Source organism: Dryocola sharpae (assembly GCF_051307055.1).
Classification (GTDB): Bacteria; Pseudomonadota; Gammaproteobacteria; order Enterobacterales; family Enterobacteriaceae; genus Dryocola.
Genome location: NZ_CP149994.1, coordinates 1,813,814 through 1,826,932 on the forward strand (window position 1 = coordinate 1,813,814; position 13,119 = coordinate 1,826,932).

Annotated in this window: 12 protein-coding genes; 5 read left to right on the forward strand and 7 right to left on the reverse strand. The window is 55.7% G+C overall.

The genetic code is table 11. From position 1 onward, the window contains the following. Positions 1 to 113: 113 nt before the first annotated feature. On the forward strand, positions 114 to 1,658 hold the full coding sequence (gene hutH, locus WLO31_RS08705) for a histidine ammonia-lyase (RefSeq protein ID WP_435930051.1): 1,545 nt from the start codon (positions 114 to 116) through the stop codon (positions 1,656 to 1,658). Between the two features lie 15 nt (positions 1,659 to 1,673). Beyond that, a complete protein-coding gene (gene hutU, locus WLO31_RS08710; RefSeq protein WP_435930564.1) occupies positions 1,674 to 3,359 on the forward strand; it encodes a urocanate hydratase in 1,686 nt (561 codons plus the stop codon). Positions 3,360 to 3,363: 4 nt separating this feature from the next. Here hutU and cho read toward each other — a convergent pair whose 3' ends face one another. The 3 genes from cho to nadE all read right to left on the reverse strand — a co-directional run bounded on the left by cho (position 3,364) and on the right by nadE (position 6,082). Beyond that, positions 3,364 to 4,242, reverse strand: coding sequence for an excinuclease Cho (cho, locus tag WLO31_RS08715; protein ID WP_435930053.1), 879 nt, complete (start codon positions 4,240 to 4,242; stop codon positions 3,364 to 3,366). A gap of 68 nt (positions 4,243 to 4,310) precedes the next feature. Continuing rightward, positions 4,311 to 5,201 carry an aromatic amino acid DMT transporter YddG gene (gene yddG, locus WLO31_RS08720; RefSeq protein ID WP_435930054.1) on the reverse strand — a complete coding sequence of 297 codons (891 nt, stop codon included), beginning with the start codon at positions 5,199 to 5,201 and terminating at the stop codon, positions 4,311 to 4,313. A gap of 53 nt (positions 5,202 to 5,254) precedes the next feature. Continuing rightward, positions 5,255 to 6,082, reverse strand: a complete 828-nt coding sequence (gene nadE / locus WLO31_RS08725) for an ammonia-dependent NAD(+) synthetase (RefSeq protein ID WP_435930055.1) — start codon at positions 6,080 to 6,082, stop codon at positions 5,255 to 5,257. A 272-nt stretch (positions 6,083 to 6,354) separates the two neighbouring features. Between nadE and osmE the strand changes: the two genes are divergently transcribed. Together osmE and cspE are read left to right on the forward strand one after the other, a co-directional pair. Further along, a complete protein-coding gene (gene osmE / locus WLO31_RS08730) occupies positions 6,355 to 6,696 on the forward strand; it encodes an osmotically-inducible lipoprotein OsmE (RefSeq protein ID WP_435930057.1) in 342 nt (113 codons plus the stop codon). 313 nt (positions 6,697 to 7,009) lie between these two features. Next, positions 7,010 to 7,222, forward strand: a complete 213-nt coding sequence (gene cspE, locus WLO31_RS08735) for a transcription antiterminator/RNA stability regulator CspE (protein ID WP_121268105.1) — start codon at positions 7,010 to 7,012, stop codon at positions 7,220 to 7,222. 196 nt (positions 7,223 to 7,418) lie between these two features. On the opposite strand, the gene katE is transcribed toward cspE, so the two are convergent. After that, the gene (gene katE, locus WLO31_RS08740; protein ID WP_435930058.1) at positions 7,419 to 9,677 is read right to left on the reverse strand and encodes a catalase HPII; all 2,259 of its coding nucleotides are present in this window, start codon (positions 9,675 to 9,677) and stop codon (positions 7,419 to 7,421) included. 169 nt (positions 9,678 to 9,846) lie between these two features. On the opposite strand from katE, the gene cedA reads away from it, so the two are divergent. Then, positions 9,847 to 10,083 (forward strand): cell division activator CedA, encoded by a 237-nt coding sequence (cedA, locus tag WLO31_RS08745; protein ID WP_435930059.1) that lies wholly within the window; start codon positions 9,847 to 9,849, stop codon positions 10,081 to 10,083. A 42-nt stretch (positions 10,084 to 10,125) separates the two neighbouring features. Here the strand turns inward: cedA and WLO31_RS08750 are convergent, their stop codons facing one another. The 3 genes from WLO31_RS08750 to kduD all read right to left on the reverse strand — a co-directional run bounded on the left by WLO31_RS08750 (position 10,126) and on the right by kduD (position 13,116). Continuing rightward, on the reverse strand, positions 10,126 to 11,517 hold the full coding sequence (locus WLO31_RS08750) for an L-cystine transporter (RefSeq protein ID WP_435930060.1): 1,392 nt from the start codon (positions 11,515 to 11,517) through the stop codon (positions 10,126 to 10,128). A gap of 130 nt (positions 11,518 to 11,647) precedes the next feature. Next, positions 11,648 to 12,238, reverse strand: a complete 591-nt coding sequence (locus tag WLO31_RS08755; RefSeq protein WP_435930061.1) for a metal-dependent hydrolase — start codon at positions 12,236 to 12,238, stop codon at positions 11,648 to 11,650. Positions 12,239 to 12,354: 116 nt separating this feature from the next. Then, positions 12,355 to 13,116, reverse strand: a complete 762-nt coding sequence (gene kduD, locus WLO31_RS08760; RefSeq protein ID WP_435930063.1) for a 2-dehydro-3-deoxy-D-gluconate 5-dehydrogenase KduD — start codon at positions 13,114 to 13,116, stop codon at positions 12,355 to 12,357. Between the last annotated feature and the right edge of the window lie 3 nt (positions 13,117 to 13,119).

Below are 13,119 nucleotides of genomic sequence, written 5' to 3' on the forward strand. Positions count from 1 at the left end.
CTCACTGTTCGGTAAAAATTACCTGCAGCCGACTGGCGTACCTTTTGGTTTATTAGGTAAGTTGTCTATACAACTCTATATGTTCATTGAATTGCTGCCAACAGGATATAAACATGTCGATGCAAAAGAAGCGTTGTACTCTCACGCCGGGCCACGTCTCGCTTGCCGCGCTGCGCGATATTTATCATGGTAACGTCACGCTGGAGCTCAATCCGCAGGCTATCGCCGCCGTTGAGCGCGCGCAGCAAACGGTAGAAGCCATCGTTAAGCACGGCGACGTGGTTTACGGCATTAATACCGGTTTTGGCAAACTGGCGCAAACCACTATCGGCAACGATCGTCTTGCCGAGCTGCAAAGAAACCTGGTGCTGTCGCACAGCGTTGGGCTGGGTGAGGCGCTGCCCGACGACGTGGTGCGTCTGGTGATGGCGACCAAAATAATCAGCCTGGCCCGTGGGCATTCTGGCGTGCGGCTCCAGGTTATCGACAGCTTGCTGCGCTTGTTTAACGCGGGCGTGATGCCGGTTATCCCGGAGAAAGGCTCAGTAGGCGCCTCGGGCGATCTTGCGCCGTTAGCGCATCTTTCGCTGATGCTGCTCGGTGAAGGTAATGTTCGCGTCCACGGCGAGGAGATTGCCGCACTTCAGGGACTGAAACAGGCGGGCGTCGAGCCGCTGGTGCTGGGGCCGAAGGAGGGCCTGGCGCTGCTCAACGGCACTCAGGTTTCTACCGCGCTTGCGCTGCGCGGTCTGTTTGAAGGCGAAAAAGTTTTTGCCGCAGGGCTGGTGGCAGGAGCGCTATCCCTTGAAGCCATCAAAGGCTCGGTAAAACCGTTGGATGCCCGTATTCACGAGGCTCGCGGACAAAGGGGACAAATCGACGTGGCCGCAGCGGTTCGCGAGCTGCTTGCAGGCAGCGAAATTGTCGATTCACATCAGCACTGCGGACGCGTACAGGATCCTTACTCCATCCGCTGCGTGCCTCAGGTCATGGGAGCTTGTCTGGATAACATGCGTCACGCGGCGCGTGTATTGCAGACGGAAGCTAATGCGGCATCCGATAACCCGCTGGTGTTCAGCGACACGGGCGAGGTCATTTCCGGCGGCAACTTCCATGCCGAGCCGGTGGCGTTTGCAGCGGATATCCTCGCGCTGGCCATCGCGGAAATAGGTGCGATTTCAGAACGCCGTCTCGCTTTACTGCTCGATACCGGCCTCTCCGGCCTGCCGCCGTTCCTCGTTAAAGAGGGCGGAATAAATTCAGGCTTTATGATTGCCCAGGTGACGGCGGCGGCGCTTGCTTCCGAAAACAAATCTCTCGCCCATCCGGGCAGCGTCGACAGCCTGCCAACGTCCGCCAACCAGGAGGATCACGTTTCGATGGCCACCTATGCCGCGCGTCGCCTGGGCTCCATGTGCTTTAACACGGCCGCAGCGGTGGGGATTGAAGCTATGGCGGCGGCGCAGGGCATAGAGTTTTCCCGCCCGCTGCGCAGCTCTGCGCTGATGGAAGAGATTTTCAGCGGCATTCGCCAACGCGTGGCCTTCCTTGAAAAAGACCGCCTGCTGGCCCCGGATATCGACCAGATGCGCCAGTGGGCCGCAGGCGATAGCTGGCCTGCGGCCATCGTTAACCTCCTTCCTTCTACTTCGGCCTGATGCCGGGAGCCTATGATGACTGAATCTGTAAAACAGGCGGTAGCCCGCACGATACGAGCGCCACACGGCACAGCACTGCATTGCGAAAACTGGCAGATCGAAGCGGCGTACCGCATGATCCAGAACAACCTCGATCCGGACGTCGCTGAAAGGCCGGAAGATCTGGTGGTTTACGGCGGCATAGGCAAAGCCGCCCGCAACTGGGAGTGCTTCGAGCAAATTCTTGCTTCGCTGCGCGCGCTTAAGGCCGATGAAACGCTGCTGGTACAATCCGGAAAACCAGTAGGGATTTTTCGCACGCACACCGATGCGCCGCGGGTGCTAATCGCCAACTCTAACCTGGTGCCGCACTGGGCGAACTGGGATCATTTCCACAAGCTGGATCAGGCCGGGCTGATGATGTATGGCCAGATGACGGCAGGCTCATGGATCTATATCGGCGCGCAGGGCATCGTGCAGGGCACGTTTGAAACCTTTGCGGAAGCAGGGCGCCAGCATTACAACGGCGATCTGAAAGGAAAGTGGATCCTGACGGCCGGCCTTGGCGGAATGGGCGGCGCGCAGCCGCTGGCAGGCGTGCTGGCAGGCGCGTCGGTGCTGGCGATTGAGTGCCAGGAATCGCGCATCGATTTCCGTCTGCGCACCCGTTATCTCGATTATAAAGCCACCACGCTTGAAGAGGCGCTGGGGATGATTGAGCAGGCCAACGCGCAGAAAAAAGCGATCTCCGTCGGGCTGCTGGGTAACGCTGCCGAGCTCTTGCCGGAGCTGGTGAAGCGTGCCAAAGCGGGCGGAATCCGCCCGGATATCGTCACGGATCAAACCTCCGCACACGATCCGGTGAACGGCTATCTGCCGGCTGGCTGGACGGTGGCGCGCTGGCAGCAGGAGCGTACGGCACAGCCGAAAGCGGTTGAGAAGGCGGCTCGCGCCTCTATGGCGGTGCACGTGCAGGCGATGCTGGATTTCTGGCAGATGGGCGTACCGACGGTAGATTACGGCAACAACATCCGTCAGGTCGCTTTTGATGAAGGCGTGGAAAACGCGTTTGCTTTCCCGGGCTTTGTTCCGGCTTACATTCGCCCGCTGTTTTGCGAAGGGAAAGGGCCGTTCCGCTGGGTGGCGCTTTCCGGCGATCCGCAGGATATCGCTAAAACCGATGCGAAGCTAAAAGAGCTGTTCCCGGATAATCAGAACCTGCACCGCTGGCTGGATATGGCGCAGGAGCGCATCGCCTTCCAGGGGCTGCCTGCGCGTATTTGCTGGCTGGGGCTGGGCGAGCGCCATAAGGCAGGCCTGGCCTTTAACGAAATGGTGCGCAACGGCGAACTGAAGGCGCCCGTGGTGATTGGGCGCGATCATCTGGACTGCGGCTCGGTCGCATCACCCAATCGCGAAACGGAGGCGATGAAGGATGGCTCCGATGCGGTTTCCGACTGGCCGTTGCTTAACGCACTGCTGAACACCGCAGGCGGGGCGACATGGGTGAGCCTGCACCACGGCGGCGGCGTGGGCATGGGCTTCTCGCAGCATGCCGGGGTGGTAATCGTTGCCGATGGCACGCCGGAGGCGGAAGCGCGTCTGGGGCGTGTATTGTGGAACGATCCGGCAACCGGCGTAATGCGCCATGCGGATGCCGGTTACGAAAGCGCGATTGTCTGCGCCCGGGACCATCAATTAAAACTGCCGATGATGAAATAATGGGTTACGAGGTGGTGGCGCGGGAAAGCTCCACCACTTCATAGTCGCCGCTCATGACCAGCTTGCACAAAATCTTGTAGCCGTCGTTATCAAAACCTTTTGGCGGCGCGGCGAGCCTGCTTGCTTCCTCTACATTCTCTACCGATCCCAGATAAAACCAGCTGTCGATAATATGATACTGGGTAATATCCGGGCCGGACTCTTTTAGCCCGACCGGGCCCCGCCACGGCCAGCAGATTACCCGAATACGCTCCATTGCGGCCAGAAAACGCGCGTGGTGGGTTTCAACGCTTTCCTTTCCGCAGCAGGCGCCCGCACAGCGTTTTAACCCGGCGCGGAAGCAGGCGCGCCCGGCGCTCAGGGCTTCCAGCCCCAGCAGGCCATAACAAAGCCGATGCTCATCCGCCAGCGTTTGCAGAGTTTGCAGGGCGGCGCGGCGGTTTGCATAAAGTCCGTATAGGTTTGTTTGCAGGGAGAAATCCACGTCGCGGGCGTAAACCACCTGCGGCTTGCCGCCCTCAAACTGGAGCGAGCAAAGCTGCCGGTTGCGACGCAGGCGCTTATTAAACAGCGGCTGTTGTTCTTTAATCATCTGCGCTTCAAGCAGCAGCGCGCCCAGATCGCCCGCCGTGCGGATAAAGGTGATGCGGCGGGACTGACGCAGCAGGGCTGCTTCGTCTGACGTGCGAAAATGGGACATCACGCGGCTGCGGATATTGACGCTTTTGCCGATATAGAGCGGCATTACGTCGCTTTCGCCGTGAAAGACATAGACCCCCGGCGCTTTGGGTAAATCCTCAAGCCAGGGGCGTAAATGTTCGGGATATTCGTAAACTGCTGCTGCTTCAAACTGCATGCGCGGTGCGCTGACACGCCTTACCACTGATTAACTCCTGAATACTGGTTGCCTGTACAGTCTATCAGGGAAGCGCAGCGCAAAAAAGCCGCAATTTATCCGTGGCGCCTCGTGGCAAGCCAGCAGAGCAGCGAGCCGCCCACCACCATCGCGACTCCCTGCCAGAAATTCCACCCGGGATGCAGGCCCAGCCAGAGGCTGGCGATAAGCGCAGAAAGCACGGGCGTGAAGTAGGAAGCGGTGGCCAACAGCGCCATATTGCCGCGCTGAATACCAACGTTCCACGCCGAGTAAGCAACGGCGGTAGAAACGCCCATAAACAGCAGCTGCAGCGTGGCGGAGAAAGAAAAGTGCAACGTCGCTTCCTGTACAAAGGAATATTTCCCCCAGAGCACCAGCGCGGTTGCGCAGAAGAAAAGCGAGACGCCATTTTTGCCCTTGCTCCAGCGGCGAGTGAGGTTGCAGTAGAGCGCCCAAATTAAGGCCGCCGCAAACGCAAGGCCATAAGCCTGAGGATTATCGCAGATGTTCTGCCACATCTGCGCGGGCGACCAGGCGCCGTCTCCCTTCATCACCTGAATAATGCCAGCCAGAGAAAGCGCAAGCCCGGGCCACAGCCAGAGGCCTGCCCGCTGCCGGTTGATAAACAACGCCAGCACGATAGTCAGGCTGGGCCAGAGATAGTTAATCATGCCCAGCTCAAGGGACTGGCTGCGGCTGTGGGCAAGGCCAATAGCTAAGGCGAGGAAGATCTCATAGGTAATAAACAGCGCACCGCCAACCCACAGATAGCGCGGCGGCATGTCGCGAAGAGTAGGGAGCCCGCGCGCGAGGCACAGGCAAACGGCGCTAACGGTATAGATGAGTGCCGCACCGCCGACCGGGCCAAAATGTTCGCTGATGCTGCGCAGCAGGCCTACGGAGGTGCTCCAGAGGAGAATGGCCAGCAGGCCGAAAAGGGTGGCGCGTTGTGAAGAACTGTCCATGTGCCTCTCAAAAGAAGGGCGGATAAGCCTGCGCTGCCCGCCCGAATAATCCTTTATTGTTTCCAGAAATCGTCGAAGACGGTAATCGGCGGACGACGCTTATGTTCCGTTTTGGCGTACCAGCCCTCAATCAGGGCGCTGATGACGCCGTCAAGCTGTTTACCTTCCAGATAATCGTCGATGTTCTCGTAGCTGACGCCCAGCGCGACTTCATCCGGCAGAGAAGGGCGATCGTCTTCCAGATCCGCCGTTGGCGCTTTCTTGTAGAGATGTTCCGGGCAGCCCAGGGTTTTTAGCAGTAATTTACCCTGGCGTTTGTTAAGGCGGAAAAGCGGATTGATATCGGTGCCACCGTCGCCATATTTGGTGTAGAAACCTGTCACGGCTTCGGCTGCATGGTCGGTACCGACCACCACGCCGTTAGTCATGCCGGCGATGCTGTACTGGGCTTTCATGCGCTCACGGGCTTTTTCGTTGCCGCGAACAAAATCGCTCAGTTCAATGCCCGCATCGCGCAGCGCTTCTTCGCTGGCTAATACGGCAGCTTTGATATTCACCGTGAGTACCCGATCGGGCTGAATAAAAGCGATGGCGTCCTGGCAGTCCTGCTCGTCAAACTGCACGCCAAACGGCAGACGAACGCCAATAAACTGGTAGCTTTTATCACCGCTTTCCGCGCGCAGTTCGTTGATAGCCATCTGGCAGAGTTTGCCGGCAAGCGTGGAGTCCTGACCTCCGCTGATGCCGAGCACCAGCGTTTTAATAAACGGAAAGGCTTTCAGATACGCTTTCAGAAAATCGACGCTGACGCGGATCTCCTGCTGCGGATCTACCTGTGGTTTTACGCCTAAAGCCTGGATAATCTCTTGTTGCAGAGCCATTTAACCCCCTCCGGTTACGGTGTACCTGCAACGTGCAGGCAGCGAAAAAACAGATCTGTTAAAACTACCTCTTTGTGGCTAAAACGACAAGACTCCAGGCTCGGGATACCTTATCAAGTGGTCTGATACCGGCCGCTTAAGCGCCGCAAGCGCGGCTATAGCCAATTGTCCTAATTTCCATTCATTTTAGCTAACAAGTTGATAAATGTTCTTTTATATTCCAGGCTTATCCTGTACGCCTAAGTAATATAGCGATAAAACGAGGATATAATATGAACAAGACTTTAGCAGGAATTTTAAGTGCAGCGGCTGTGATGACTATGCTGGCAGGATGTACCGCTTACGATCGTACTAAAGATCAGGTCGCCACGCCGGTCGTGAAAGATGTGAAAAAAGGCATGAGCCGTGAACAGGTACAGCAGGTAGCGGGTAAACCCTCCTCAGAAGTGACCATGATCCACGCTCGTGGTACTTGCCAGACCTATATTCTGGGCCAGCGTGACGGTAAAACCGAAACCTATTTCGTCGCCCTTGATGAAACCGGTCACGTAATGAATTCCGGTTATCAGAGCTGCGCGGAATATGACACCGATCCGCAGGCTGCTAATAAATAATTCATTTTTAAAAAGTCGCCTGCCCGCAGGCGGCTTTTTTACGCTTCGTTATTCAGGCGGTGAAAGTAAAGAAATGTCTTTAATCGGATTAGCATGAAATTAGGCTTGCTTAAAAAATAGCGCCGTGCGTTAATAGCCTCCTCGGTTTGTTCATCAGACCTTATGTAAAGCATTTTAGTAAAGCAGTTCTCAGTGCAAGCGCTATCCTCAGATACCTCTTCTCCGTGAGTCTCCTCCTAAAGCCCATAAGTTATTCTGAAACGCAGACCATGGTGCTACAACGTAGCGATGAAAATTATTTGAGGAAGTATCTATGTCTACCCAACTGACTGGTTTAGTAAAATGGTTTAACGCTGATAAAGGCTTCGGTTTTATCACTCCTGACGACGGCAGCAAAGACGTGTTCGTTCACTTCTCCGCTATTCAGAGCGACAGCTTCAAGACGCTCGAAGAAGGCCAGAAGGTAAAATTCACCGTTGAAAACGGTGCTAAAGGCCCTGCTGCTGCAAACGTAGTTGCGCTGTAATTACTACAGCTAAATAATAAATTGTCCGTGCGTTACGATAGCGAAGATGGGTTAACCCGGAGCAGCTAACGTGCGGTCATAAAAAAGCCCGGGAACGATGATTATCGTCTCCGGGCTTTTTTTATTTCTGACGGCTGAAATAAAACTTTAAAGCACAGAAAACAGGCCATAGCCAATACGGTGATGGCCTGTTTTTTTAAGCTGGAATATGCGCGACTTTATTACTGCGCGACCAGACGCGATGAGCGGCAAGTAATTGCAGAAACTCGCTCATAAAATTGCCCGACGCGTCGTCGGCTTCCACCACGCCTTCTTCCCCCTGATCGTCGATGCCTAATTTTGCTTTAAACCTGCGGGCGTCGCCGGCCAGGCCAATGACCTTCAGGTGCTTATAGGCTTCCAGCAGATAATAAGCCGCATCGCCATTATCCAGAATAGAGCCTAAGTTCCCGCCGGGGACAATCACCGCATCCACGCTTACTGACGGCGAGCCGGCGAACGTGGCTGCGACCGGCACGACTGAACCATCGTCAGCCGTAATTTGCCCCATCCTCGAGAAGAGCAGTCTGGCGTGAACGCCCTGCGCCTTGAGTCCCTGCACGATGGCTAATACATCCGCGGCCCTGGCATTTTCACTCAGCAGAATAGCCACTACGCGACCTTTAACGTTCCCGGTTGGCACGGCATACAGGCTCAGGCTTGCATCCTTTTTCAGCCCGTTAACGTCTTTTGGCGGCGCGACATGCATTTGTTCATCGGACAGTTCAATGCCGAGATTTTCCGCAACCGGTTGGGCCAGGGAAATATCAATATGGGTGAGATGATCCACCACGCGTTCACGAATATACGGGCGAACCACTTTGGAAAGCTCAAAGCTGAATGCGCCGATAATGTGCTGCTGCTCTACCGGCGTCTGGCTCTGCCAGAACAGACGCGGCTGGGAATAATACTCACCAAACGAAGGGCTGCGTTCGCGAATTTTATGCCCTTCAACACGTCCCTGATAGCTTTCGAAGCCGCCCCGTTTTGGTCCCGGCGGCGTTTCGCGCGGCCAGTTGTCGTTGATGGAGTTCGGTTCATAGTTAGCCGGGTTGCTGTCGATATCCATGCGGTGCATGCCGTCGCGCTGGAAATTATGATAAGGGCAAACCGGACGGTTAATCGGGATTTCGTGGAAGTTTGGCCCGCCCAGGCGGCTGATTTGCGTATCCGTATAGGAGAACAGACGCCCCTGCAGCAGCGGATCGTTACTGAAATCCAGGCCGGGAACGATGTGGCCCGGGTGGAATGCGGCCTGTTCATTTTCGGCGAAGAAGTTGTCCGGGTTACGGTTAAGGGTCATTTTACCGACCAGCTGCACCGGAACCAGCTCTTCAGGGATCAGTTTCGTCGGGTCTAAGAGATCGAAATCATATTTGAACTCATCTTCTTCCGGGATCAACTGCAGACCCAGTTCGTATTCCGGAAAATCACCGGCTTCAATGGACTCCCACAGATCGCGACGGTGAAAGTCCGGGTCGCGTCCGGTGAGTTTTTGTGATTCGTCCCACAACAGCGAGGCTTTACCGGCTACCGGTTTCCAGTGGAAGCGAACAAAGGTAGCTTTTCCCTCGGCGTTGATCATCCGGAAGGTATGGATACCGAAACCTTCCATGGTGCGATAGCTGCGGGGAATGCCGCGATCGGACATGGCCCACATAATGTTATGCAAAGTTTCAGGCTGCAGCGAAACGTAATCCCATAAGGTATCGTGCGCGCTTTGCCCTTGCGGAATGGCCCAGTGCGGCTCTGGTTTTACGGCATGGACAAAGTCCGGGAATTTATGCGCATCCTGAATGAAAAAGATTGGCGTGTTGTTGCCGACTAAATCGAAGATGCCTTCCTGGGTGTAAAACTTAGTGGCGAAACCACGGATGTCGCGCACCGTATCGGCCGAACCCGCACCGCCCTGAACCGTTGAGAACCGTACGTAAACAGGCGTGATTTTGTCCGGGTCGGAGAGGAAATCGGCTTTCGTTATGTCTGATAAATTTTTATAAGGCTGGAAGAAGCCGTGGGCAGCCGAACCGCGGGCATGGACGATACGCTCGGGGATGCGTTCATGGTCAAAATGGGTGATTTTTTCCCGCAGGATAAAATCTTCCAGCAGCGTAGGCCCACGCGTACCGGCACGCAGAGAGTTCTGGTCGTCGGCGATGCGCACGCCCTGGTTGGTGGTCAGTGGAAAGTTTTCGCCATCTTTACGATGACTGTCGAGAGATTTCAGCTTTTCGTTCGAGGTGTCCGGGCTTTTAAAGCTGCCTGCAGCGGTAGGTTGTGCTCCCGGCGGCGTAGGCTCCTGGTCCGGTCGGTGAGAGCCGTCTTCCGGAGCAAGGGAATCCATGCCTGGCCTGGATTCACTGGCATCGTGAACCGGTGCGCTGTGATTTAGCGGTTGTTTATCGTGCGTCGACATTGAACTCATCTCCTGTTTTCACGGCCGTTTAACCGGGCCGCTATATAAATAAAACCCCTCTAACTATAGAACAACGTGATAACTCTGCCGTTTCTGGAGGCGACGCGCGCTACGCGATCCGCTATCATAGCAAGGTTGTTCACTCATCTTTCTTCGAATGCCATTGCCTATGAAACCACTGCGCCAGCCCAATACCCGCCCCGTCATAACCTATCAACCGCGCGTTGAACCAGCGCCGCCGTCGCATGCCTGGCGGGTAGAAGGGTTCAGCGATGTATGGTTGCTGCGAAATAAATATGTGGCTTTTGTGCTGGTTGGTGACGCGTTCCGCCAGTCTCCGCCTTTTACGCTGCCGGAGGCCGCGCAGCGATGGGCGGTCCAGGTTCGTCAGGAAACTGAGATATAAAAAAAGGCCGCAGAATATGCGGCCTTGTACTTTTCAGTCCCTTTAGCGATGAGCAAGCTCGGTCTCTTCGTCGCTGTTCAGAAGCGCTTTATCGGTCTGTTTCATTAACTGACTGGTGATAGTCCCGGCGGTCATAGAGCCGCTCACGTTCAGCGCGGTACGGCCCATATCAATCAGTGGTTCAACGGAAATCAGCAGGGCGACCAGAGTCACCGGCAGACCCATCGCCGGCAGCACAATCAGCGCGGCGAAGGTTGCACCGCCACCTACACCGGCGACGCCTGCGGAACTGACGGTGACGATGCCAACCAGGGTGGCAATCCACAGCGGGTCAAGCGGGTTAATGCCAACCGTTGGCGCAACCATTACCGCCAGCATCGCCGGATAGAGGCCCGCACAGCCGTTCTGGCCGATAGTGGCGCCGAACGAGGCGGCAAAGCTTGCGATAGATTCCGGCACGCCCAGACGACGGGTTTGCGCTTCAACATTCAGCGGAATACTTGCGGCGCTGGAGCGGCTGGTGAAAGCAAAGGTCAGCACCGGCCATACTTTACGGAAGTATTTCAACGGGCTTACGCCGTTAACGGCAAGCAGCAGGGCGTGAACGCCGAACATGATGGCCAGACCCAGATAAGAGGCTACCACGAAGCTGCCAAGCTTGATGATGTCCTGCAGGTTGGAGCTCGCCACAACTTTGGTCATCAGCGCCAGCACGCCGTATGGCGTCAGCTGCATTACCAGACGGACCAGCTTCATTACCCAGCTTTGCAGCGTGTCGATAGCAACCAGCACGCGTTCGCCTTTAGGCGCATCGTCCTTAAGCAGCTTCAGCGCGGCGACGCCCATGAAGGCGGCGAAGATAACCACGCTGATAATTGACGTTGGGCTCGCGCCAGTCAGATCGGCAAACGGATTCTTCGGCACGAAGGAGAGGATAAGTTGCGGGACGGACAGATCCGCAACTTTGCCTGCGTAGTTGGTTTCAATGGCGCTCAGGCGCGCGGTTTCCGCCGAGCCCTGCACCAGCCCTTCGGCGGTTAAGCCGAACAGATTGGTGACCAGCACACCGACCAGCGCCGCAATCAGCGTGGTGAACAGCAGGGTGCCGATGGTCAGAAAACTAATTTTGCCCAGCGAAGAGGCATTGTGCAGTTTTGCCACGGCGCTAAGAATGGAAACGAATACCAGCGGCATGACGATCATCTGCAGCAGCTGCACATAGCCGTTACCGACCACGTTAAACCACTGGATCGAATCCTTCAGTACCTGGCTGTCTGCGCCATAGATGGCGTGCAGGACGATACCAAATACCACGCCGGCCACCAGACCAAGCAGTACTTTCTTCGCCAGACTCCACTGTTTGTGGCGGGTTTGCGCCAGCAACAGCAGCAGAATAACGAACACGATAACGTTCGCTATAAGTGGAAAATTCATCCCGTATCTCCTGATTTTTTGTAAGCAGATGGTCCTGGGCCACCTTTATGCTGCAAAGCCTACCAGATGAGACGCCGCTCACTTATATTCAAAAGGAATTGTTTATAACGAAATGGACTAATTCGCCTAATTATTGTTCCAGGTGATGATTTAAAAAGCTATTAAAGGTGGTTTGCAGAGAGTTTATCATTTGCGACGACCAGCGCACCGCACTGTTTTCGGGCAAACTCTGCGGCATCCAGATCGCCAGGCCGAACAGCGCCATACATAAAAATCTTTCCAGCTGGTTGCCTTTTTGTGGCCTGACAATCGGGAAGCGAAAACGCCAGCGGCAGGGCCACAGCAACGGCACGCCCGCAGGCGTCAGCATATCGGCAAGAATATGGCTTAAGTAGCCAAGCACCATGCTCTGCAGCGCATCTGCAGGAACGACCCAGCTTTCCGGCACCTTAAGGTAGAAGAGGGCAAGGCCGGCAAATACGGCGAGCAGGCTGTGGGTAAAACCGCGGTGGCCGCAGGCGCGGGCAATAGGTTTAGACAGCCAGGGCAAGCGCTGGCCCAGAAAAGACTTCGGGTGATCGATATCCGGCAGCAAACAGGTCAAAATGGCAGACGGCACGATATGCCACCAGTCACCTTGCGCCAGTACAGGAGTGAGTTCGGCGTTTTTAGCAAATACTGCACAGGCTATAGAAAAAAGCAGATGGCCTTCCGCCGTCATGATACTACCTGGATGAGAGCTGTCGATTCATCCAGTATAGGCATTTTATACAGTAGACGGAAGAGGTGACGCTGTAACATTTTATCACCGTCAGTGCAGCGCGACGGCGATATTCTTTAGCGCGCGAGCCATCCACCGTCAACGGCAATCGTATAGCCGTTAATATAGTCGGAGGCATTCGACGCCAGGAATACTGCCGCTCCCTGAAGATCCTCCGGCTTTCCCCAGCGGCCTGCGGGGATACGGTCGACTATTTCCTTACTTCGCGCTTCGTCGTCACGCAGTTGGCGGGTGTTATTGGTTGCCATATATCCCGGTGCGATCGCGTTAACATTAATGTTGTACTGCGCCCATTCGTTTGCAAGCAGGCGCGTCACGCCCAGCACCGCGCTTTTCGATGCGGTATAAGACGGGACGCGGATCCCGCCCTGAAATGAAAGCATTGAGGCAATGTTAATGATTTTTCCGCCGCTGCCTTGCTTAATAAACTGCTTTGCCACGGCCTGTGACAGGAAGAAGACGGATTTGATGTTCAGATTCATCACCTCATCCCAGTTCTTTTCACTGAACTCAAGGGCGTCTTCACGGCGAATGGTTCCGGCGTTGTTGAGCAGAATATCAATTTTTCCCATGCGCGCTACGGCCTCTTCGACGAGGCCGGGAATAACGTCGGGCTGGCTCAGATCGGCCTGAATGGCGGTGAAACGGCGGCCAAGGGCCTGAACTTTTTCAGCGGTATCCTGGGGGATCTTGCGGCTTACGCCGATAATATCGCAACCGGCCTCGGCAAGGCCGAGCGTCATTCCCTGACCAAGCCCTGTGTCACAACCGGTGACCAGCGCAACGTTGCCCTGCAAATTAAAAGCGTCGAGAATCATAGC